This window comes from Streptomyces spororaveus (assembly GCF_016755875.1).
Classification (GTDB): domain Bacteria; phylum Actinomycetota; class Actinomycetes; order Streptomycetales; family Streptomycetaceae; genus Streptomyces; species Streptomyces spororaveus.
The window spans coordinates 2,866,345-2,887,647 of the sequence record NZ_BNED01000005.1; the positions used below are offsets into that span (position 1 = coordinate 2,866,345).

The 21,303-nt window shown below is 72.9% G+C and carries 19 protein-coding genes; 9 read left to right on the forward strand and 10 right to left on the reverse strand.

Features of this window, described 5'->3' with window-relative positions; translation table 11 throughout:
- Nucleotides 1-134: 134 nt before the first annotated feature.
- The gene (locus Sspor_RS14975) at nt 135-1,082 is read right to left on the reverse strand and encodes a 2-hydroxyacid dehydrogenase (RefSeq protein ID WP_202199589.1); all 948 of its coding nucleotides are present in this window, start codon (nt 1,080-1,082) and stop codon (nt 135-137) included.
- A gap of 73 nt (nt 1,083-1,155) precedes the next feature.
- Here Sspor_RS14975 and Sspor_RS14980 point away from each other — a divergent pair, with 73 nt between their 5' ends.
- The 3 genes from Sspor_RS14980 to Sspor_RS14990 all read left to right on the forward strand — a co-directional run bounded on the left by Sspor_RS14980 (nt 1,156) and on the right by Sspor_RS14990 (nt 3,760).
- Entirely contained in the window at nt 1,156-2,163 is a 1,008-nt protein-coding gene (locus Sspor_RS14980; RefSeq protein WP_202199590.1) for an aldo/keto reductase, read from the forward strand.
- 139 nt (nt 2,164-2,302) lie between these two features.
- Nucleotides 2,303-3,538: a PQQ-dependent sugar dehydrogenase gene (locus tag Sspor_RS14985; RefSeq protein WP_202199591.1), complete on the forward strand. Its 1,236-nt coding sequence runs from the start codon at nt 2,303-2,305 to the stop codon at nt 3,536-3,538.
- 51 nt (nt 3,539-3,589) lie between these two features.
- Complete coding sequence (locus Sspor_RS14990; protein WP_254722728.1) at nt 3,590-3,760, forward strand: DUF6191 domain-containing protein; 171 nt, start codon at nt 3,590-3,592, stop codon at nt 3,758-3,760.
- Here Sspor_RS14990 and Sspor_RS41100 read toward each other — a convergent pair.
- The 6 genes from Sspor_RS41100 to Sspor_RS15020 all read right to left on the reverse strand — a co-directional run bounded on the left by Sspor_RS41100 (nt 3,723) and on the right by Sspor_RS15020 (nt 11,368).
- Nucleotides 3,723-6,785, reverse strand: coding sequence for a helix-turn-helix transcriptional regulator (locus Sspor_RS41100; RefSeq protein WP_202203665.1), 3,063 nt, complete (start codon nt 6,783-6,785; stop codon nt 3,723-3,725). The two genes, Sspor_RS14990 and Sspor_RS41100, sit on opposite strands and share 38 nt — an antisense overlap.
- Nucleotides 6,786-6,844: 59 nt before the next feature.
- Nucleotides 6,845-7,054: a hypothetical protein gene (locus tag Sspor_RS15000; protein WP_202199592.1), complete on the reverse strand. Its 210-nt coding sequence runs from the start codon at nt 7,052-7,054 to the stop codon at nt 6,845-6,847.
- Between the two features lie 166 nt (nt 7,055-7,220).
- Nucleotides 7,221-7,805, reverse strand: coding sequence for a hypothetical protein (locus Sspor_RS15005; RefSeq protein ID WP_202199593.1), 585 nt, complete (start codon nt 7,803-7,805; stop codon nt 7,221-7,223).
- A gap of 121 nt (nt 7,806-7,926) precedes the next feature.
- Nucleotides 7,927-8,481 (reverse strand): GNAT family N-acetyltransferase, encoded by a 555-nt coding sequence (locus Sspor_RS15010; protein ID WP_202199594.1) that lies wholly within the window; start codon nt 8,479-8,481, stop codon nt 7,927-7,929.
- A gap of 39 nt (nt 8,482-8,520) precedes the next feature.
- Complete coding sequence (locus Sspor_RS15015) at nt 8,521-10,770, reverse strand: MMPL family transporter (protein ID WP_202199595.1); 2,250 nt, start codon at nt 10,768-10,770, stop codon at nt 8,521-8,523.
- Between the two features lie 181 nt (nt 10,771-10,951).
- Entirely contained in the window at nt 10,952-11,368 is a 417-nt protein-coding gene (locus Sspor_RS15020) for a cupin domain-containing protein (RefSeq protein ID WP_202199596.1), read from the reverse strand.
- A gap of 54 nt (nt 11,369-11,422) precedes the next feature.
- Between Sspor_RS15020 and Sspor_RS15025 the strand changes: the two genes are divergently transcribed.
- From Sspor_RS15025 to Sspor_RS15035, 3 genes are all read left to right on the forward strand, one after another.
- Nucleotides 11,423-12,229 (forward strand): GNAT family N-acetyltransferase, encoded by an 807-nt coding sequence (locus Sspor_RS15025; RefSeq protein WP_202199597.1) that lies wholly within the window; start codon nt 11,423-11,425, stop codon nt 12,227-12,229.
- Nucleotides 12,230-12,284: 55 nt separating this feature from the next.
- Nucleotides 12,285-12,785, forward strand: coding sequence for a DinB family protein (locus tag Sspor_RS15030; protein ID WP_202199598.1), 501 nt, complete (start codon nt 12,285-12,287; stop codon nt 12,783-12,785).
- A 279-nt stretch (nt 12,786-13,064) separates the two neighbouring features.
- A complete protein-coding gene (locus tag Sspor_RS15035; RefSeq protein WP_202199599.1) occupies nt 13,065-13,337 on the forward strand; it encodes a hypothetical protein in 273 nt (90 codons plus the stop codon).
- A 101-nt stretch (nt 13,338-13,438) separates the two neighbouring features.
- Here Sspor_RS15035 and Sspor_RS15040 read toward each other — a convergent pair whose 3' ends face one another.
- The gene (locus tag Sspor_RS15040) at nt 13,439-14,173 is read right to left on the reverse strand and encodes a siderophore-interacting protein (RefSeq protein ID WP_202199600.1); all 735 of its coding nucleotides are present in this window, start codon (nt 14,171-14,173) and stop codon (nt 13,439-13,441) included.
- Between the two features lie 166 nt (nt 14,174-14,339).
- On the opposite strand from Sspor_RS15040, the gene Sspor_RS15045 reads away from it, so the two are divergent.
- The 3 genes from Sspor_RS15045 to Sspor_RS15055 all read left to right on the forward strand — a co-directional run bounded on the left by Sspor_RS15045 (nt 14,340) and on the right by Sspor_RS15055 (nt 19,093).
- A complete protein-coding gene (locus Sspor_RS15045; protein WP_237404316.1) occupies nt 14,340-16,436 on the forward strand; it encodes a penicillin acylase family protein in 2,097 nt (698 codons plus the stop codon).
- Nucleotides 16,433-17,044, forward strand: a complete 612-nt coding sequence (locus Sspor_RS15050; RefSeq protein WP_202199602.1) for a GNAT family N-acetyltransferase — start codon at nt 16,433-16,435, stop codon at nt 17,042-17,044. Before Sspor_RS15045 ends, Sspor_RS15050 begins: the two co-directional genes overlap by 4 nt.
- Before the next feature lie 126 nt (nt 17,045-17,170).
- A complete protein-coding gene (locus tag Sspor_RS15055) occupies nt 17,171-19,093 on the forward strand; it encodes a protein kinase domain-containing protein (protein WP_237403871.1) in 1,923 nt (640 codons plus the stop codon).
- A gap of 50 nt (nt 19,094-19,143) precedes the next feature.
- Here the strand turns inward: Sspor_RS15055 and Sspor_RS15060 are convergent, their stop codons facing one another.
- Entirely contained in the window at nt 19,144-19,659 is a 516-nt protein-coding gene (locus Sspor_RS15060; RefSeq protein ID WP_237403872.1) for a hypothetical protein, read from the reverse strand.
- Nucleotides 19,660-19,780: 121 nt separating this feature from the next.
- Nucleotides 19,781-21,292 (reverse strand): Asp-tRNA(Asn)/Glu-tRNA(Gln) amidotransferase subunit GatB, encoded by a 1,512-nt coding sequence (gatB, locus tag Sspor_RS15065; protein WP_202199604.1) that lies wholly within the window; start codon nt 21,290-21,292, stop codon nt 19,781-19,783.
- Between the last annotated feature and the right edge of the window lie 11 nt (nt 21,293-21,303).

Below are 21,303 nucleotides of genomic sequence, written 5' to 3' on the forward strand. Positions count from 1 at the left end.
CGGCGCAGCCCCTTCTTCCGGACGATACACCACTTTCGTCACTCAGGGACATAGTCTCTCTACTCTCCGTTACCGATCGGGGAGTTGTGTCCACCCAGCGCATTCGGGTGACTGCGGAGCGTGGGCATCACGCGTCACTCGGTGATCAACACCGTGTGCTCCACCGGTTCCCCGGCGGCGAACCGGGTGAGCTGGCGGGCCAGCAGGCGCTTGGCCCTCGGCTCGAACGCCGAGCTGCTGCCGCCGACATGAGGTGTGATCAGGACATTCGGAGCATGCCAGAGCGGGTGGCCGGCGGGCAGCGGTTCCGGGTCGGTGACGTCGAGTGCGGCGCGCAGCCGGCCCGACTCCACTTCCGCCAGCAGGGACTTGGTGTCGACGACGGGACCGCGCGACACGTTCACGAGCAGGGCGCCGTCCTTCATCCGGCCGAGGAAGTCGGCGCCGGCCAGGCCCCGGGTGGCGTCGGTCAGCGGGGTCACGAGGATGACCACATCGGCCCGGGGCAGGAGCCCGGGCAGGTCGGCGAGGGTGTGCACGGGCCCGCGTGCGGTGGTCCGGGCCGTACGCGCCACCCGCGCGACCGGCCCGCATTCGAAGGCCGCGAGCCGGTCCTCGATGGCCGAGCCGATCGATCCGTAGCCGATGATCAGAACCGACTTGTCGGCGAGGGCGTCGTAGAAGCCGGAACGCCATTCCTCGCGGTCCTGGCCGCGGACCATGCCGGGGATGCCGCGCAGGGAGGCGAGGGTCAGCGCGAGGGCGAGTTCGGCGGTGCTGGCCGTGTGGACCCCGACGGCGTTGCACAGCCGTACGCCGGGACGCAGGTCGCCGAGGCGGCCCCGCACGTCGTCGATGCCGGCGGTCAGGGTCTGGACGACCTGGACCGCGGTCATCTCCGCCAGCGGGCGCACGGTGACCTCGGGGGACTTCATGTAGGGCGTCACGTAGAAGACGCAGTCGGCCGGATCGGCCGGGAAGGCCTCCCCGCCGTCCCAGAGGCGGTACCGGAAGGAGTCGGGGAGGCCCTCGATCTCCTCGGCGGGGAACGGGAGCCAGACATCCGGGGTCATTGCAGTCATGATCACGAGGCTATGCCAAGGCATCCGGATCAAGCCGTTAGTTTGAGGGCCGGAGCCGGAGGGGGACGCAGGGGTGGAGCGCAGGTCGATCGGGGCGGGGGCACTGACGGTGGGCGCCATCGGCCTCGGCTGTATGCCGATGAGCTGGGCGTACGCGCCTTCGCGACGGCGGGGTCAGGAGTCGCTGGCCGCCGTGCACACGGCACTGGACCTGGGGTCGAACCTGCTGGACACGGCCGACGTGTACGGGCCGTTCACCAATGAGCTGCTGCTCGGGCGGGTGCTGCGGGAACGGCGGTCCGAGGCGTTCGTCTCGGCCAAGGTGGGCCTGCGGGCGGGTGACCAGCACGTGGTCGCCGACGGGCGGCCCGCCTATCTGCGGCGGGCCTGCGACGCCTCGCTGCGGCGGCTGCGGACCGACGTCATAGACCTCTACCAGCTGCACCGGGTCGATCCGGACGTGCCCGTGGAGGAGACCTGGGGAGCCATGGCCGAGCTGGTGGGCGCGGGCAAGGTGCGGGCGCTCGGGTACTGCGCGCTGGGCGCCGGCGCCGGGCCCGGGGCCGGGCGGAGCGGGGACCGTGGGTACCGGACCACCCTGCGGCACCTGGAGCGGCTGCAGCAGGTGTTCCCGGTGAGCGCGGTGCAGGCGGAGCTGTCGGTGTGGTCCCCGCAGGCGGCGTGGCAGCTGCTGCCGTGGTGCGCGGCGCGCGGGGTCGGTTTCCTGGCGGCGATGCCGCTGGGCAGCGGTTTCCTGACGGGGTCCCTCACACCGGGTGAGGGGTTCGAGCCGCAGGACGTGCGGGCCCGGCATCCGCGGTTCACGGCGGAGGCGATGGCGTCGAACCAGGTGCTGCTGGCGGGGCTGCGGCAGGTGGCCCGGCGGCACGGCCCCGAGGTCACGGTCGCGCAGGTTGCCCTGGCATGGGTGCTGGCGCAGGGGCCGCAGGTGGTGCCGGTGCCGGGGGCCGACCGGGCGCCGTGGGCGGCGGAGAACGCGGCGGCGGCGCAGGTCCGGCTCTCGGCCGGGGATCTGGCCGAGATCGCGGCCCTTCCGGTCGAAGTGGGAGCCTGGGACTGATCCGGGGCCGGTCCGGGGCCGGTCCGGGGGCCGTCCAGCAACCACTCGATCGAGTGTACGAGTGGTGGAACTTCGCGTACTGCCGGAGCTGTTGAGACAGATGAAGGGCACGATCGGAGGACCGGAAGGGAGCAGGGCGATGCGATACGGAAGTTCTCCCGGGCAGGTGGGATCCGGGGGCGCGGGCGGGCCGCGCCGGGGTGTGCTGGCGGCGCTCGCGCTGGTCGGCTGCGGCGCTCTGCTGGCGGCCGGGTGCTCGCCGGAGGGCGGCCCGGGCGCGGGGCCGGGCGGCTCCGCGCCGGGCACGGCCTCGGCGGGCTCCGGGCCGCCGGGTCCGTCGGGGAGAGCGTCCGTGTCTCCGGAGGCTGCGGGCCCCCCTGCGAAGGGGGCGGTGACGGTGACCGGCGAGGTGGCCAAGGGGCTGGAGTCGCCGTGGGGCGTGGCCCAGCTGCCCGGCGGAGACCTGCTGGTCGCCTCGCGGGACAAGGGGACGATCAGCCGGGTCACGGCGGGCTCGGGCGCGGCGACCCGGATCGGCGAGGTGCCGGGGGTGGCTCCGGGCGGGGAGGGCGGGCTCATGGGCCTCGCGCTGTCGCCCGCCTTCGCTTCGGACCGGCTGGTGTACGTGTACTTCACGACCGAGTCCGACAACCGCATCGCCCGGCTGCGGTACGACGAGCAGAGACCTGCCGGGCAGCAACTGGGCGCTCCGGACACGGTGTTCCGGGGCATTCCCAAGGGCCTCATCCACAACGGCGGCCGGATCGCCTTCGGCCCGGACAAGATGCTCTACGCGGGAACGGGCGAGACCGGTGACACCGGGCTCGCGCAGGACAAGAAGTCGCTGGGCGGCAAGATCCTGCGGATGACCCCCGACGGGGATCCGGTGCACGGCAATCCGGAGGCGGATTCCGTCGTCTACTCCTACGGGCACCGCAATGTGCAGGGCCTCGCCTGGGACAAGGACAAACGGCTGTGGGCGGCCGAGTTCGGCCAGAACACGTGGGACGAGCTGAATCTGATCGAGCCCGGCGCCAACTACGGGTGGCCGGAGGCCGAGGGGAAGGCGGGAAAGCCCGGTTTCCGGGATCCGGTGGCGGTGTGGAAGACCGACGAGGCCTCGCCGAGCGGGATCGCCTGGGCCGAGGGCTCGATATGGATGGCCGGGCTGAAGGGCAAGCGGCTGTGGCGGATCCCGCTGGCCGGAACGGAGCTGGTGGCGGAGCCCGAGGCCTTCCTGGAGGGTGAGTACGGGCGGCTGCGGACGGTGGTGCCCCTCGGTGGGGACCGCATGCTGCTGGTCACGAGCGAGACGGACGGACGTGGCTCCCCGGAAGCGGGCGACGACAGGATTCTGACCTTGACGGTGCGGTGACCGGCATGTCCCCGGCGGGGGACGGAGGGTGTGGTGGGCACGGTGTTCAACATGATCGAAGAACTGTTCAACCCGGGACGCAAGCACACCGACGAGGAGAAGAAGCGGCTGGAGCTGTCCCGGACCGACGTCAATGACAACGATCCGGGACGGGGTCCGATAGACCTCGACTCCGGCAAGGTGCTCATACGCCTGGCCGAGCAGCCTCCGGACGAGGACTGACCGGGGAGGGCGCGGCGAACAGGCGCAGCCGGTGGGCGAGGGCGGCCGCCTCGCCTCGGCCGGTGACGCCCAGCTTGGCCAGGATGTTCGAGACGTGCACGCTCGCCGTCTTCGGGGATATGAAGAGCTCTTCGGCGATCTTCCGGTTGGTGCTGCCGGCCGCGACCAGGCGCAGCACGTCCCGCTCGCGGCTGGTCAGTCCGAGTGCCTCGACCGGGTCGGTCCGCGGTGCGTCCGGGACCGCGGCGCCGTCGGCCTCGGTCAGCGGCAGGCGGGCGCGCCGGGCCAGCAGGGCCAGGTCCTCGCGCAGCAGGCGTGAGCCGATCCGCTCGGCGGTGGCGTAGGCCTCGCGGAGCAGGACGGCCGCGGGCTCCCGGTCGCCTGCGGCCAGCAATGCCTCCGCGAGCCGGTGGCAGACCCTGGCCAGCAGGTACGGGCGCTCCAGCGGGCGGACGGCCTTCTCGACGGCGGTCCAGTCGGCGAGGGTGTCCCGGGCCTCGGCCCGGAGCAGCTCGGCCCGGACGTACTCGGCGTGGGCGGTCCACACCGGGACCGGGGTGGCGACGGAGCGGGCGGCGGTGCGCAGCACGGCCAGCGCCGTGTCCCGGCCGGCCTCGGCGGCCGGGAGCCCCCGGGCGTCCGCCTCCGCGGTGGCGGCGGCGAGGAGCAGCGGCCAGGCGTAGCGGTGCTGCCCGAGCGGGAATCCGTAGGCGGCGGCAGCGGACGTCTCGGCGCGGACGTCGGCGATCCGGCCCTCCGCCGCGGCCACGCCGATCGTGAGGCGGCGGAGCGGGATCCGGTGCTGTGGCTGGGTCTCGTGGGTGCCGTAGTGGGTGTGGGCCGCGGCGAGCTGGTGGGTCGCCTCGGCCAGCTCTCCTCGCGCCAGGGCCAGGTAGGCGAGGCGCGCCGAGGCGCAGCCGCGCGGGGCGGCGCTCTGGCCGACCAGCAGGGTACGCCTGGCCGCCTCGGCGGCCTCGTCCCAGCGGCCGAGGCTGTAGAGGCTCTCGGCCATGTTTCCGCAGACCCAGGCCTCGCTGTCCAGGAGCCGTGACTTCCGGACCAGTTCGGCCCCTTGTTCGGCGAGCTCCACGGCTTCGCGGGACCGTCCCAGACTTTCCAGCTGAGAGGTGAGATTGATATGCGCACGCCCTGCCAGCATCGTGAGTCCGAGCTGCGTGGTCCGTTCCACGACCGCGTGCATTTCCGCGAGGCCGCCCTCGCCGTCGCCGGAGTCGGCGCGCAGGGCGCCGACCGTGATCCGGGCGTTGAGTTCGGTCTCCTCGGCGCCGACCATGCGTGCGTACTCGACGGCGCGTTCGGCGGCGGCGAGGTTGTCGGGTCCCGGCTGGTGGAGCATGCCCCAGCTCGCGGCCCGGACCAGGACCTCGGCGTGCACCTGGGACGGGGGCAGCCCCCGGACGAGGTCCTGCGCCTTGGCTATCTCCTCCCAGCCGTCGCCGCGTCCGAGGCCGGCGACCAGCCGGGACCGCTCGGTCCAGAACCAGGCGGCCCGCAGCGGGTCGCGGTCGTCCTCCAGCAGGCGCAGCGCCGTCTTCGTGATCTTCAGGGCGCGGTCGCGTTCGCCTCCGTAGCGCGCCGCGACGGTCGCCTCGGCCAGCAGGTCGAGCCGCTGCAGCGCGGTGGTGGCCGGGTCGCAGCCGCACGGCGGGTAGACGTCGGTGTAGTCCGCCGGGCGCAGCGCCTCGCGGACGTCCTCGGGGGCGCTGTCCCACAGGTCCATGGCCCGCTCCAGCAGGCGCAGTTGCTCCGAGTAGGCGTGCCGGCGGCGGGCGGCCACGGAGGCGGCCAGTACGGCGGGCAGCGCCTCGGCGGGATCGTTGGCGTGGTACCAGTAGCTGGCGAGCCGGATGACCCGTTCCTCGGCCCGGACCAGGGAGCCGTCGGCCTCCATGGCCTCGGCGTAGCGGCGGTTGACGCGGGCCCGCTCCCCGGGCAGCAGGTCGTCGCTGACGGCCTCGCGGACCAGGGAGTGGCGGAAGCGGTAGCCGTCGCCGTCAGGGGTGGCGAGCAGGATGTTGGCCCCGACGGCGGCCCTCAGCGCCTCGATCAGCTCGTCCTCGGTGAGTCCGGCGACGGCGCGCAGCAGCGGGTACTCCACGGTGGAGCCGCCCTCGGCGACGATGCGCACCAGCCGCTGGGTTTCGTCGGGGAGCACCTCGACGCGAACGAGCAGCAGGTCGCGCAGGGATTCGGTGAGTCCGGTGCGGCAGCCGCTCTCCTTGGAGGCGACGAGTTCCTCGACGAAGAAGGCGTTGCCGTCCGACCGGTCGAAGACGGAGTCCACGAAGTCCTCGTCGGGCTGCGCGGCGAGGATGCCGGCGAGCTGGCGGCGGACCTCGGCCCGGTTGAAGCGGGACAGCTCGATGCGCCGGACGGTGCGGAGCCGGTCGAGTTCGGCGAGGAGCGGGCGCAGCGGGTGACGCCGGTGCACGTCGTCCGCGCGGTAGGTGGCGACGATGACGAGTCGGCCGCTGCCGAGGGTGCGGAAGAGGTAGGAGAGCAGGTGCCGGGTGGAGGTGTCCGCCCAGTGCAGGTCCTCCAGGACGAGGACGACGGTGCGGTCGGCGGCGAGGCGCTCCAGCATCCGGGCCGTCAGTTCGAAGAGCCGGGCGGTGCTCTCCTCGTCGTGCGGGCCGCGCGGGGTGTCGCCGAGTTCGGGGAGGATGCGGGCGAGTTCGTCCTCCTGGCCGGCGGCAGCCGCGGCCAACTCCTGGGGCAGCAGCCGGTGCAGAGTGCGCAGGGCCGTCGAGAACGGGGCGAAGGGAAGGCCCTCCGCCCCGATCTCCACACAGCCTCCGACGGCGACGACGGCGCCGCGGCGGTCCGCCTCGCACAGGAACTCCTCGGTGAGGCGGGTCTTGCCGACTCCGGCCTCTCCCCCGATGAGCATCGCCTGCGGTTCCCGCCCGGCGGCCCGGGTCAGTGCGTCGGTGAGTACGGCCAGTTCATCGGCTCGGCCGACGAACACCGGGCTGACAGATCTGGTCTCCACGCCGCCGAGCATCGCACAGACGTCCTGTCCGGCGGCACTCCCCGCCGGTGCGGATCTCATCACGTGTCAGTTCACACGGTGCGCGGCGCGGAGTGCGCGGAGCGGGCAGGGCGGGCAGAGCGGGTGAACCGGCTCCGGAGTGTTCTCACCCGCCTCCGGGCTTCCTTCTCCGGCAAGGAGGCACGGTGCGCCGTGCCCGCCGCCCGGGCCGTGCGGTACTCGGCCGCCTCACGCATGAGGTCGGCGCTACGGACGGCGTTGGCGATCTCGTACTCGAACATCTCTGCTCCCTGGTCGCGTTTCTCGGGCACCTCGTTCGGTGTGATCCAAGATTCGCGCCCCAGGGGGTACCGGCACATCGGTCGCATGCCGCATCTGCCGGGGAGAGGGGGCCTTAGTCCGGGGCTCTGAAGCCCCGGGTCGGTCCGTGAGGGCCTAAGGCAGTGCCTAGGCGCCGGCTCCGGCCGCCTTGGGAATGGCGAGGAGGAGGTCGAAGTACATGAGGACGAAGAGCAGTACGCCGAGGGCGCCCAGTCCGATGCCCGCCCAGGAGACGGACCGCACCCAGGTGGGGAGGGTGCGCTCGGGGGTGCTGAAGGCGGGGAGGGCCAGCACGAAGGTGGCCAGGATCAGGGCGAGGGCGGAGAAGATGCCGTTCACCATGGCGGTGGTGTGCCACGGGTCGACGAACTGGGCGGCGATCTGCGCGTTGGCGTCGGCGGCCTGGGTCAGCTCCAGGCGGGCGGTGAGGCTCGCGCGCTCGGACACGATGCCCGCGACCCAGCCACCGCTGAGGGCGACGACACCGAGACCTGCGGCGACGATCGCGAAGGCGGCGGAGCCGACGTGGCTCGGCTCACGGTCCTCGTCCCCGAGGAGCGCCTCGTCGTCCAGGTCGATCTCGGTGACCTCGTCGGTGACCGCGGAGTCGGCTTCGGCCTCGGCCGGCCGGGGCGTCTCGGTCTTTTCGAGGTCGGCCGGGGTGGTGTCCGCCTCGGCGGCGTTCGGGGCGGGGGTCTTCGTGGTGTCCATGCGGGGCACCGTAGGCGCCCTGTCTGAGAGTTTTCTGAGAATCCGCGGGCGCCCGCCGCGAGGGGCCCGGCGGTCGGCGGGGCCCCTGGCCGGGAGCCCCCGGACAGGGCCCGGACCGGGCTCAGGCGGACCGGGTCGCGGCCCACTCGTGGGAGAGGACCGACCACACTTCGGTGTCCTGGCGGACTCCGCGGTGGAGGTAGTTCTCCCGCATGACGCCGTCGCGGGTCATACCGAGGCGCGCGGCCACGGCGAGGCTCTTCTTGTTGCCGGAGGCGGCGTGCCACTCGACGCGGTGCATGCCGCGCTCGCCGAAGGCGTAGTCGATCAGGACGTGGCAGGCTTTGGTGACCAGGCCGCGGCCGGCCGCGTCGGGCTCCAGCCAGCAGCCGATCTCACAGTTGCCGTAGTGCGCCTCGAACATCCGGAAGAGGACCCCGCCCACCAGGGTGCCGTCGAGCCGGATGCCGAAGAACCGGGGGCCGTCCTCGCCCGCCGACGCCGCGTACTTGGCGAGCAGGGCCCGGGCGGAGTCGAGGTCGGTGGTCCGGTCGGGGAAGCCGACGTACTCGCCGATGAATTCGCGTCCGCGCTCGATGTGCGCGAGGAACTCCTGGGCGTGCCGGGCCTCCAGCGGGAACATCTGGGCGTCTTCGGCGAGGTCTATCGAGAACATGCTCGGTCTTCCTTGGGGCTCGGGCGGCGGGTGGCCGGATCACCGGGAGGTGGCGGCGGGCTCGGCACTGTCCTCGCTCGTGGCGAGGTCCGGGGCGGGCCGCTGCTCGGGAAGTCTTGCATGCGGGTGGCGTTCGGGGGGCTCGATGCTGATCCGGGGCAGGCGCCGGTCGAGCCAGGCGGGCAGCCACCAGTTGGCCCCGCCGAGCATGTGCATCAGGGCCGGGACGAGCAGGGTGCGCAGCACGAAGGCGTCGAGGGCGACGGCCGCGGCGAGCGCGATGCCGAACATCGCGATGATCCGGTCGCCGCTGAGCACGAAGGCCAGGAAGACGGAGATCATGATGACGGCCGCCGAGTTGATGACCCGGCTGGTCTCCGCGAGGCCCACGCGCACGGCCCGCCGGTTGTCGCCGGTCTCCAGCCACTCCTCGTACATCCGGCTGACGAGGAAGACCTGGTAGTCCATCGACAGTCCGAAGAGGACGGACACCATGATCACGGGGAGGAAGGGTTCGATGGGGCCGGCGCTGCCCAGGCCCAGCGACTCGCTGCCCCAGCCCCATTGGAAGACCGCGACCACGACGCCGAAGGAGGAGGCGACGGCGGCGACGTTCATGGCCGCCGCCTTGAGCGGGATGCCGATGGAGCGGAAGGCCAGCAGCAGGAGCACGCAGCCGAGGGCGATGACGACGCCGACGAAGAGCGGCAGCTTCCCGATGATGACCTCGGCGAAGTCGTCGTAGGCGGCCGTCACACCGCCGACGTGGACCTCCATGGAGTTGCCGTGCCCGGCGGCCGGTATGACGTCCTGGCGGAGTCGGTCGACGAGGTCGCTCGTGGCCCGGGACTGCGGGGCGGAGTCCGGTACGACGGTCAGGACGGCGGTGTCCCCGCTGCGGTTGAGGACGGCGGGGCCGGTGGCGGCGACGCCCTCGGTCGTGCGCAGTGCCTGCGCCAGCCGGTCCACGGCGAGCCGGTCGCCGGCGCCGTCCAGCCGGGCGACGACGGTGAGCGGGCCGTTGGTACCGGGGCCGAAGCCGTCCGCCAGCAGGTCGTAGGCCTGCCGGGTGGTGGAGGTGGCCGGGTTGTTGCCCTGGTCGGACGTGCCCAGGTGGAGGGAGAGCGTGGGAAGGGCCAGCACCAGCATGACCGCGGTGGCAACGGCACCCAACAGCTTGGGGTGCCGCTCGACGAAGGCGGACCAGCGGGCGGCGAAGCCGGAGGTCTGCTCGGGGCGCGGGCCCTCGGCGGCGAGTTTGCGGCGCTCGCGGCGCGAGAGGGCCCGCACGCCTATGTACGAGAGGAGGGCGGGCAGCAGGGTGACCGAGGCGGCGACCGTCAGGACCACCGTCACGGAGGCCGCTATCGCGACACCGTTCAGGAAGTTCAACCGCAGCACCAGCATGCCGAGCAGTGCGATGCAGACGGTGGCACCGGCGAAGACGACGGCCCGGCCCGTGGTGGCGACGGCGTTCGCCGCGGCCTCCTCGACGGTGGCGCCCCGCGCCAGGCCCTTGCGGTGCCGGGTGACGATGAACAGCGCGTAGTCGATGCCCACGCCGAGGCCGATGAGGGTGCCGAGCATCGGGGCGAAGTCGGCGACCGGCATCGCGTGACCGAGCAGGGTGATGCCGAAATACGCGGTGCCCACGCTGACCAGGGCGGTCGCGATGGGCAGCAGGCTCGCGGCCAGGGAGCCGAAGGCGAGGAAGAGGACCAGGGCGGCGACGGCGACGCCGATGACCTCGGCGAGGTGCGCGGTGGGGGCCTCGGTGAGCTGGACGGCACGGCCGCCGAGTTCGACCTGGAGACCGCCGGCCTCGGTGGTGGGGTTCTTCGCCGCCTCGACCACCGCCCTGGCCTGGGCCTTGGGTACGGAGTCCGCCTGCTGTTCGAAGGTCACCACCGCGTAGGCGGTGCGCCCGTCGGGGCTGATCCGTGCGGCGTCCTCGGGGGCGGGACCGTAGGGTCCGGCGACCGAACCGACGCCGGGGAGCCCGGCGACGGCCTCCAGCGCCCGGGTCATGCGCTGCTCGATGTCCGGGGTGCGCACGTTCTGCCGGTCCGGGGCCCGCCACACGATGGTGTCGGTGTCGCCGCCCTGGCCGTGGAAGCCCTCGCGCAGGAGGGCGTTGGCCCTGCCGGACTCGGTGCCGGGGACCTCGTAGTTGTTGGAGAACGCCGACCCGGCGGTCACTGCGGCCGCCGCGGTCCCGCCGAACGCGAGCAGCCAGATCAGGACGGTGAGGAGGCGGTGGCGCATGCACCAGCGTGCGATTACAGCCAACGGACGTGCTCCCTGGTGGTTCGGGTCTTTACCGGGATGCGGCCCGTCGCAAAGAACGCATGAACGCGTGAAGGCCCCGCCGAAGGGCCCGGGGGATCACCCCGGGAAGGTCCGGCGCAGAGGGTCTACACCCTCCACGATCTCAGCGTTTCGTGATCGTTGGCCCCTTTCGTGTGCATCGTCACAGCGCGGGGCGGCCCGAGGACCCGGCCTCCAGCCGAACGTCGGGCTCGTCCACCCGGTAGCCCGGGATCGAGGGCCACCGGACGGTGAGGACGACGGCGTCCTCCTCCGCGTACCAGGAGTGGTCCACGCCGCGCCCCCAGAGCACGTAGTCCCCCTGCTCGGCGAGGACGACGGTGCGCCCCGGGAACTCCAGCCGGAAGCGTCCGCTGATCAGCACCAGCAGTGCGGTGCGCTTCTCGGCGGTCGCCCACCGCTCCCGCTCGTCGCCCTTCGGGTGGACACCCCATTTGATCTCCACGTCCTCGCTGTGGCGGGGATCGGAGGGGTCCTTGAAGTGGCCGAGGAGCCAGCCGCGGTCGGCGGCCGCGTCGGGGGTGGCCTTACCGGTGTAGATGGTGGAGTCGTGGTTCACGGGGGTGAGGCTAATGCAGTTGTTTCGTCCCTCCGACACTGGTGAGCTGGGGCCATGACGATCGATCTTGATGAACTGCTGAAGGTCCGCGCCCGCTTCGACGCCGAGGCGCGTGAGGGCGCTCAGGCGGACGCCCCGCCGGCGAGCGTGGAGCGGGCGGGTGCCGTCGTACGGCACGTGGCGCCCGAGCCCGGGTGGAACAGTGTGCTGTGGTCGGACCTCGACGAGGGGACGGCGGACGCGGAGATCGCGGCGCAGGTGGCCTTCTTCACGGGGCGCGGCTGTCCTGAGTTCGAGTGGAAGCTGTACGACTACGACCGGCCCGCGGACCTCGGCGACCGGCTGCGGGCGGCGGGCTTCGTGCCGGAGCCGCCCGAGACCCTGATGGTGGGCCTGGTGTCCGAGCTCGCGAAGCTGCCGGTGGAACCGCCGGAGGGAATCACGCTGCGCGTGGTGACGGACGAGGCCGGTGTGGACCTGATGATGCGGGTCCACACGGGCGCCTTCGGAAGGGAGCGGCCGCGGCTCCGGGAGCAGGTGCTCGGCAAGCTGCGCGAGGAGCCGGAGACGATCGCCGCGGTGCTCGCGATGGCGGGCGACACCCCGGTCAGCGCGGCCCGGATGGAGATGCAGCCGGGCCTGGCCTTCGCGGGCCTCTGGGGCGGCGGCACGGTCCCCGAGTGGCGCGGCCGGGGCATCTACCGCCTGCTGGTCGCCCACCGCGCCCGCCTGGCGGCGGAGCTCGGTATCGACTACCTGCAGGTGGACGCCTCGGACGACAGCCGCCCGATCCTGGAGCGGCTGGGCTTCGGGGTCCTGGGCGTGACGGTGCCGTACATGTGGACCGGCAACGCCTCGTAGCCCGGTGCGGGTCCAGGTCTGTGCCGGACCGGGAGCAGCGGGCAGGATCACTGTCATGGAACGCATCAGCCCGCCCCTGACCGGGGACGAACGCGAGACCCTCCGGACCTTCCTCGACTACCACCGGGCCACCCTCGCCTGGAAGTGCGAGGGCCTCACCGACGAGCAGCTGCGCCGGGCCTCGATGCCCCCGTCCACGCTGTCCCTGCTGGGGCTGGTCCGGCACATGGCCGAGGTCGAAAGGCACTGGTTCCGCCGTGTCCTCGACAGCGAGGAGCTCCCGCACGTGTGGTCGGACACCCATGACTTCCAGGCCGCCTACGACGCCTCCGGCTCCAGTCGCGCCGAGGCGTTCACCGCCTGGCAGGACGAGGTCGCGCACGCCCGCCGGATCGAGGCCGCCGCCGAGTCCCTGGACGTGACGGCGTACGTGCCGAGCTGGAAGGAGGAGGCCTCTCTGCGGCTGGTGATGCTCCACCTCATCCACGAGTACGCCCGGCACAACGGCCACGCCGACTTCCTCCGCGAGGGCATCGACGGCACCACCGGGGCCTGAGGTCCCGGGGTGCCCGGGCGCCCGAACCGTGCCCGCCCGCTGCCCGCCCGCTTCCCGGAGCGCCTGACCGGGAGAAAGGCGCCTGCGGGTGCGTGCGGCAGGGGGCTGCTCTAGCGTCGGACGGAGGAGGGGAATCGCTGCCGAGCCGGTCCGGGACGGGGACCCGGGCCCTGGTGGCCGGACTCCGGCCATGTCCGCCCGGCGCTGTTCCTGCGCGGGATCCGGCACCGTCCGGTACCGGGCCGCGCGACGATCGATCCCGGAGAGCAGGTGCGTCCCATGCGCACGTCGACCCGTATCGCAAGTGTCCTCAGCGGCCTGACCCTCGTACTCGGTGGCGCGGCCCTCACGGCCCCCGCCGCCCACGCGGACGTCTCGGCCTGCATCAACGCGGTGGAGCGGGAGCTCCAGGGCGGCGAGGCCCCGGCAAGCGTCCGCGGGGCGTGTTCTCAGGGATACAGCGGCGCGCACGAGCAGTGCGTGAGCGGCCTGACCAAGAGCGGTGTGACCAACGGAACCGCGGTGAGCGCCTGCAAGCTGTCCGTCTCGTAGCGGCCGGGCCCACCCGCCGGCACGACCGCCGCGGCGGGGGCCGGCGAGGCCGGCCCGTCCGGCCCGGTCGGCCCTCAGGCTTCCGGCTCAGGCCTCAGGCCTCAGGCCTCAGGCCTCCAGTACCCCAGCGCGTTCACCCTGTGCTTGGGCAGCCCGACCTCCTTGCGCAGGTAAGCCGTCAGGGCGCGCGTCGTCACCGTGTCGCACGCCAGCCAGACGTACGCCGACTCCGGATCCGCGGCCAGTGCGGGCAGTTCGGCCCGTACCCGGTCGGCCAGGGCCGTACCGTCCCGCCGCACCCGGCGGATGTCGTGCCGGCCCTGCTCCACGCGCATCGGCAAGCGCTCGTCCGAGTCGTGCTGCGTCTCGAACCAGATGGTCGCCGGGGTCCGCGGGTGCGCGTCCAGCAGCGAGTTGATCGCCGGCAGGGACGCCGGGTCCCCGATGACGAGCAGGCGCTCCGGGGCCGGCTCCGGAGCCGTGAACCCGGTTCCCTGGACGGTGGCCTCGACCGTGTCGCCCGGCTTGGCTCCGCGCGCCCAGGCGCTGGCGACCCCGTCGTGCAGGGCGAACTCGAAGCTGAACGTGCCCGCTTGCGGGTCCGGGTCCACCAGCGTGTACGCCCGCTGGTGCGGCTTGCCCGCGCCCTGGAACCACACGCGTACCCACATCGTCGGGTGCAGTGATCCGCCGGCGGCCGCCAGCAGCCCGCCGTCCGTGAAGCTCACGCGGCGGTAGTCGTCCGTGAGGTCTTCCGCTCCCGTGACCGTGAACGTGAAGTCCTTGCCCCGCATGAGCTTGAGGACCACGCCCTCCCAGCCCTTGCCGACAGCCATGTCCAACCCCTCCCCTGACACCCCTATAGTTAGGTCAGCCTAACCTAAACGCACGTCGGGGAAGAGTGTGAACAGCGTGAGCAGTGCCAGCAGCGCGAGCGGCGGCGCCCGGCCGTACGGAGCGAACCGGGGCGAACCCTCTGCGGAGACCCCGGAATCCTACGGGGTGTACCGCGACCAGTGGGGCATCCCCCACCTCCGCGCATCCGACGAACTCCGGCTCGTCCAGGCCCAGGGCCGCGTCACCGCCTTCGACCGCGCCTGGCAGCTGGAGGTCGAACGACACCGCGCCGAGGGCTCCAGCGCCTCCTTCCTCGGCGCGGACGCCGTCACCTGGGACCGATTCGCCCGGCAGTCCCGGCTGGCCGACACGGCCCGCCGCTGCTACGAGGCCATGGAGGCCGGCGACCCCGGCACCGCCGCCTGGGTGCGCGCGTACGTGGACGGCGTCAACGAAGGACTCGCCGCCGGCGCCGCCCGCGACGAACGCTTCGCGCGCACGGGCCTGGCCCCCTCCCCCTGGGAGCCGTGGGTGCCGCTGGCCGTCTGGATCGCCACGCACATCCTGTTCGCCGGTTTCGCCACCAAGCTGTGGCGCGAGCGCGTGGCCCGCGCCCTCGGCGACGAGGCGGTCACCCTCTTCGCCACCGACGGCCCCGGCACGGCCGGCAGCAACGGCTGGCTGGTGCCGGGCGACCGCACCACCACCGGCTCGGCGATCATCGCGGGCGACCCGCACCGGTTCATCGAGGATCCGGGCGTCTACCAGCAGATCCGTCTCTCCTGCCCGGACTACGACGTCCTGGGCCTCGCCGTCCCCGGCGTCCCCGGCGTCGGCCACTTCGGGCACACCGGCACCGCCGCCTGGGCGATCACCAACGCGATGTCCGACTACCAGGACCTGTACGTCGAGCGGTTGCGCCGCGGCGACGACGGCACCGTCCTGGCCCTCGGCGCGGACGGCGCCTGGGAGCCCGTCTCCCGCCACACCGAGACCATCACCGTGGCCGGCGGCGAGGACGTCGAGGTGGAGGTCCTGGAGACCCCGCGCGGCCCGGTGATCGTCCATGCGGACGGCGACCTCGGCGCCGACGCGCACGCCGACGCCGACGGCCACGCCGACGGCAGCACCCAGACCCTCTCCCTGCGCTACCCGCCGCGGGTCCGCCTGGACCTCGGCTTCGCCGCCCTCCCCGCGCTGCTGCGCGCCCGCACCGTCGCCGACATCGACCGGGCCCTCGACGGCTGGGCCGAGCCGGTCAACGTCGTCCACGCCGCCGACTCCGAGGGCGGCCTGCTGCACCGCGTCGCGGGCGCCGTGCCCATGCGCCACCGCACCAACCGGCTGCGGCCCGTGCCCGCGTGGGACCCGCAGTACGCCTGGCAGGGCTGGGCCCCGACCCCCGCCGAGCCGGTGCAGGGCTTCGCCGTGATGGCGAACGCCCGCGGGATCGCCTCCCCGCTCGGCGTGGAGTTCGCACCCCCGCACCGCGCCGACCGCATCCGCGAGCTGCTCAGCGGCTCCGCGGACTGGACCCCGAAGGCGATGGCCGACGTACACCGGGACACCTACCTGGCCTCGGCCGCGCCCCTGCTCGCGCTGCTGCCCGGCTTGGCGGACCTCACGCCGGCGGCGCGGGACCTGCGTACCCGACTGCTCGCCTGGGACCGGCACATGGCGGCCGACAGCACCGACGCCACCGTCTTCTCGGCCTTCCGCGGCGCGACCGTACGCCGCTTCGCCGCCGACCCCGTCTTCGAGGGCCTGTGGGGGGCGCCCCCCGGCCCGGCCGTCTTCCACCCCTGGCTGTACCTGGTCCCGAAGATCGGCTACGCCCTCGAAGGCCTGCTCACCACCTCCCTCGTCCCCGGCCTCGACCGGGCCGCGCACGTCCGGGCCGCCCTGGAGGAGACGGCCGCGGCCGGCACCCCCGACACCCCCTGGTCGCAGGTCCACCGCCTCACCCCCTGGCAGGCCGTACCCGACCAGGAGGCCACCGACTGGCCCGGCCTCGGCGGCGACCACGACTGCGTGAACGCCACGTCCACCGTCCCCGGTTTCACCGACCTCACCGCCCGCGCGTCGGCGGCCCGTTACGTCTGGGACCTCGCCCGCCGCGAGGACAGCCTCTGGGCGGTCCCCCTGGGCGCGGACGGCGTCACCGGCTCACCCCACCACCGCGACCAGCTGCCCCTGTGGGCACAGTGCGAACTCGTCCCCGTCGTCACCGACTGGGCCCGGCTCACCAAGGAATCGATATGACCTCCGCCCGCTCCGCCGGACAGGCCGTGTACACCCAGGCCGTCGAGGGCTTCGGCACGGTCACCCTCACCCCCGTCGACCCTGCCGCCGACTCCGCGCTGATCCACAGCTGGGTCACCCAGGAGCGGGCCCGCTTCTGGGGCATGGGCGAGGCCAGCCGCGAACTGGTCCAGGAGATCTACGAGGACGTCGACCGCCGCACCACCCACCACGCCTACATGGTCAGCCGCGACGGCGAGCAGGTCGCGCTGTTCCAGACGTACGAGTGTGCCGAGGACCGGGTCAGCGAGTGCTACGAGGTCCAGCCCGGGGACGTCGGCGTGCACCTGCTGATCGGCCCGATCACGGGCGTGGCCGAGCACGGCTTCACCGGCTCCCTGATGACCGTCTTCATCGGGTTCGTGTTCTCCGACGACACCGCGCGGCGCGTGGTCGTCGAACCGGACGCCCGCAACACCAAGGCCGTCTCCCTCATGGAGCGCACCGGCTTCGTGCTCGGGCCGGAGGTCGTGCTCCCGGAGATCGACCTGCCCGAGGTCTACCTCCCGGCCAAGCCGGCCCGGCTGGCCTTCCTCGCTTCTCCGGGGGCCGCGACCACGGCCGGCTGACCGCGGTCACCCCCTTCGTCCGGGCGAAGGGGGTGAACCCTGACGGGGATTCCCGATTCCCATTGACCGCGCCCGTCTCGCGGCTGGAAGCTGATGCCCTCTCAAAGCACCTTGAGGTGGGGGACATTGACCAGTCAGCACCTGCACATCGGCCCCGACTCGGCGGCCGACCGGTACCGTCTGCTCCGCTCGATCGGGCGCGGCGGGGAGGCCGTGCTCTATCTCGCCGAAATCGAACTCGCCGGCGGATCCGAACCCGTGGTCGTCAAAGTGCTCGACTCCAAGACCACCATCACGCCGGAGGTCTTCGACCGGATCAGCCAGAAGTGGAACGAGCAGGCCGAGCTGCTGCGGTTCGTCCACCGGCCCGGTGTCGTGGGCGTGCGCGAGCACTTCGAGGGGCCGCCGATCCACCGGCCCGGGGAGTCCTCGACCCTGAGCGGGCGGGCGCTCGTCCTCGTCATGAACCACGTCGACGGGCTCGACCTGCGGGACTGGCGGGCCGAGCGGACGCTGGCCGGCGCGGCCGAGCGGCGCGAGGTGATGCGCACGCTGGAGCAGCTGGCCGACGTACTGGACTGGCTGCACTCGGGGAAGGCCACCCCGTCCGGGCGCCAGGTCGTCCACGGCGACCTCTCCCCCGGCAACGTGATGGTCGACGCGTACGGGCAGGCCACCCTGGTGGACTTCGGCCTCAGCAAGCTGACCGCCGACCACCAGACGGCCGAGGTCTGGTTCACCCCGGGCTACGCGGCTCCCGAGGTCTTCGACGGCAAGCGGACCCCGGGCACGGACCGGTACGCCTTCGGGGCGATCGCGTACTTCCTGCTGAGCGGCGAGTCCCCGCCCGCCACGCCGGAACAGCTGGCGCAGGCGCTGACCGCGCTGCCGCAGATCGCCGTGCTGGACGCCGAGCAGCGGGCGCGGATCAGTGCGATCTACTCGGCCGACCCGGGGAAGCGGCCGGTGAACCTGGCCGGGTGGATGAAGGACATCCGCCACGCGGTGGTGTCCACGACCACGGCCACCTCGCAGCGGGCCGCCCAGGAGACCCCGCCCAGGCCGGCCACGCCTCCACCGCCGGTGGTCGCACCGCCGGTCGTGCCGCCGGCGGTTCCGCCGCAGCCGGCCGCCCCGCCGCCCACGGGAGCGCCGGTGACCGCGGCACCGCCCGCGTACACCCCGACCGCGCAACCGGTCCAGCCGGTCCAGCCGGTCGACCCCGCGCGCACGGGACCTGTCACCGGTCCCGTCACGGCTCCCGTACCCGTACCCGTCTCCCTTCCCGCCCCGCAGCCGGAACCGTCGGCGGTGCCCGCCGGGTACGGGCCGACGTACAACCTGAACCCGGCCCCCGCGCCCGAGCCCGCACCGCCGAAGAAGAAGCGGCGGACCGGCCTGGTCCTGGGCTCGGTGGCCGGGGTGCTCGTCCTGGCCGCGCTCGCGGTGGTCGGCGTACAGCTGCTGAAGGACAAGGACCAGGGGGCGGATCGGGCGGCCGGGAGCGACAAGCCAGCCGGGGCCGCGAGCTCCGCCGCCCCCGACCGGCCGACGCCGTCCGCGTCCGCGTCCCCCAGCCCGTCCGGGACCGGTGCCGACGAGCCCCTGACCCAGCCCACCGGTACGGCGTCCAAGCCTCCCGGGGGCGTCGCTCCGGGCGTCAACGCCGCCGACCTGACCGTCATGAGCGCCGTCGACGGACTGGGGGACTTCGTGGTCGGAGCCGCGAAGATCAACACCAAGCAGTACGGTGCGGCGTTCATCGCCGACCTGGGCTGCAACGGCGACGCGATCGCGGAGTTCGACCTCAACCGTGAGTGGAAGTACCTGGACTTCACGGCCGGGATCGACGACGGCTCCACCCATGAGAAGGGCCGGGTCACCATCGCGCTCGACGGCCAGCCCGCCGCGTTCTCCGAGCTGGTCACCCTGGGCCACCCCGTCACCAAGAGGGTGGACGTCAACGGCGCCCTGCGCCTGCGGCTCAAGGTGGAAGCGGGCTGCGACGTCGGCAAGGTGGTCATCGCAGGCCCGCAGCTGACGCGCTGAGGGCCGTGGGCCGCGCCGGGAACCCGGTCACCGGCGCGGCCCGTTCGTCCTCAAACCACGCCGAGGTCGGCGCGCATGGCCGCCCGCATCTCCCGCAGCGGGCCCCAGATCCCCTGCTGGGCCTGCGCCGCCGACTCCATCGACTCCCCCGGATCGGGCATGTCCCGCTCCAGGCGCTTCACCTGCCCGTAGACCGCGGTCAGGGCGTGGTGGACCGATGTCGCGGTCGCCAGGACCGGATCCGGGGCGACCATCTGCGCCTCGGAGTAGCGGTCCCGGAAGGCATCCTTCGCGGCGTCGAGCGCGGCCCGGTCGGCGTCCTCGACCCCGCGCTCCCGCAGGGCGTGCAGATGCCGGTTGAGCGCGGTGGTGAACTGCCGGGCGTCCCGGTTGAGGTCCGCGTAACACGTGCGCCGCAGCGCCTGGTTCTCGCGCTTCTCGTCATGGGCGCGCACGAGCTCGATCTCCCGGCGCTTCGCGCGCTCCGCCCCCCGCTGGGTGAGCAGCGCGCCGCCCAGCGTGCCCGCGACACCCGCCACCGCGATGACCATCGCACCGAACTCCACCGGCGCACCCCCCGCATCCGCCGACCGCGCTCCCGTCGTACGCGATCACCCGCACCCAGTGTGGACGACGACGGCCCCGCACCGGGAAGGCCGGTGCGGGGCCGTCGTGCGTGGGCGGGGGTTACTCGGAGACGCCGAGGCGCTCCAGGATGAGCTCCTTGACGCGCGCCGCGTCGGCCTGGCCGCGGGTGGTCTTCATGACCGCTCCGACCAGGGCGCCGACCGCCGCGATCTTGCCGCCGCGGATCTTGTCCGCGATGGCCGCGTTGCCCGCGATGGCCTCGTCCACGGCCGCGCCGAGCGCGCCCTCGTCCGAGACGACCTTCAGGCCGCGCTTCTCGACGACCTCGTCCGGGGTGCCCTCGCCGGCGAGGACCCCTTCGAGGACCTGGCGGGCCAGCTTGTCGTTGAGCTCACCGGCCGCCACCAGGGCCGCGACGCGCGCGACCTGGACGGGGGTGATGGGCAGCTCGTCGACGACGACGCCCTGCTCGTTGGCGTTGCGAGCCAGCTCGCCCATCCACCACTTGCGCGCGGCCGTCGAGTCGGCGCCGGCCTCGATGGTGGCGACGATGGAGTCCACGGCGCCCGCGTTGAGGATCGACTGCATGTCGTGCTCCGTGACGCCCCACTCCTGGAGGAGGCGGTTGCGGCGCACGCGCGGCATCTCCGGCAGACCGGCGCGCAGCTCCTCGACCCATGCGCGGGCCGGGGCGACGGGGACCAGGTCGGGCTCCGGGAAGTACCGGTAGTCCTCGGCGTTGTCCTTGATGCGGCCGGCCGTGGTGGAGCCGTCCTCCTCGTGGAAGTGCCGGGTCTCCTGCACGATCGAGCCGCCCGACGAGAGCACCGCCGCGTGGCGCTGGATCTCGAAGCGGGCCGCGCGCTCCACGGAACGCAGGGAGTTGACGTTCTTGGTCTCCGAGCGGGTGCCGAACTCGGACTCGGGGGTCGGGCGCAGCGACAGGTTCACGTCGCAGCGCATCTGGCCCTTGTCCATGCGGGCCTCGGAGACGCCGAGCGCCTTGATGACCTCGCGCAGCTCGGCGACGTACGCCTTGGCGACCTCGGGGGCCCGCTCGCCCGCGCCCTCGATGGGCTTGGTGACGATCTCGATGAGCGGGATGCCGGCGCGGTTGTAGTCCAGCAGGGAGTGGGACGCGCCGTGGATACGGCCGGTGGCGCCGCCGACGTGCAGCGACTTGCCGGTGTCCTCCTCCATGTGGGCGCGCTCGATCTCCACGCGGAAGATCTCGCCGTCCTCCAGCTGGACGTCCAGGAAGCCGTTGAAGGCGATGGGCTCGTCGTACTGGGAGGTCTGGAAGTTCTTCGGCATGTCCGGATAGAAGTAGTTCTTCCGGGCGAAGCGGCACCACTCGGCGATCTCGCAGTTCAGCGCGAGACCGATCTTGATCGCCGACTCGACGCCGATCGCGTTGACGACGGGCAGCGAGCCGGGCAGACCGAGGCAGGTGGGGCAGGTCTGCGAGTTGGGCTCGGCGCCCAGCTCGGTCGAGCAGCCGCAGAACATCTTGGTCCTGGTGCCGAGCTCGACATGGACCTCAAGGCCCATGACGGGGTCGAACGAGGCGAGAGCGTCCTCGTACGACAGCAGTTCGGTGAAGGTGGTCACGGTGAAACTTT

Excerpts from the sequence above, each read along its gene's own strand:
- Sspor_RS14975 (WP_202199589.1), bottom strand. The coding sequence starts at position 1,082 with ATGACTGCAATGACCCCGGATGTCTGGCTCCCGTTCCCCGCCGAGGAG.
- Sspor_RS14985 (WP_202199591.1), top strand. The coding sequence starts at position 2,303 with ATGCGATACGGAAGTTCTCCCGGGCAGGTGGGATCCGGGGGCGCGGGC.
- Sspor_RS14990 (WP_254722728.1), top strand. The coding sequence starts at position 3,590 with ATGATCGAAGAACTGTTCAACCCGGGACGCAAGCACACCGACGAGGAG.
- Sspor_RS41100 (WP_202203665.1), bottom strand. The coding sequence starts at position 6,785 with ATGCTCGGCGGCGTGGAGACCAGATCTGTCAGCCCGGTGTTCGTCGGC.
- Sspor_RS15000 (WP_202199592.1), bottom strand. The coding sequence starts at position 7,054 with ATGTTCGAGTACGAGATCGCCAACGCCGTCCGTAGCGCCGACCTCATG.
- Sspor_RS15005 (WP_202199593.1), bottom strand. The coding sequence starts at position 7,805 with ATGGACACCACGAAGACCCCCGCCCCGAACGCCGCCGAGGCGGACACC.
- Sspor_RS15010 (WP_202199594.1), bottom strand. The coding sequence starts at position 8,481 with ATGTTCTCGATAGACCTCGCCGAAGACGCCCAGATGTTCCCGCTGGAG.
- Sspor_RS15025 (WP_202199597.1), top strand. The coding sequence starts at position 11,423 with ATGACGATCGATCTTGATGAACTGCTGAAGGTCCGCGCCCGCTTCGAC.
- Sspor_RS15030 (WP_202199598.1), top strand. The coding sequence starts at position 12,285 with ATGGAACGCATCAGCCCGCCCCTGACCGGGGACGAACGCGAGACCCTC.
- Sspor_RS15035 (WP_202199599.1), top strand. The coding sequence starts at position 13,065 with ATGCGCACGTCGACCCGTATCGCAAGTGTCCTCAGCGGCCTGACCCTC.
- Sspor_RS15040 (WP_202199600.1), bottom strand. The coding sequence starts at position 14,173 with ATGGCTGTCGGCAAGGGCTGGGAGGGCGTGGTCCTCAAGCTCATGCGG.
- Sspor_RS15050 (WP_202199602.1), top strand. The coding sequence starts at position 16,433 with ATGACCTCCGCCCGCTCCGCCGGACAGGCCGTGTACACCCAGGCCGTC.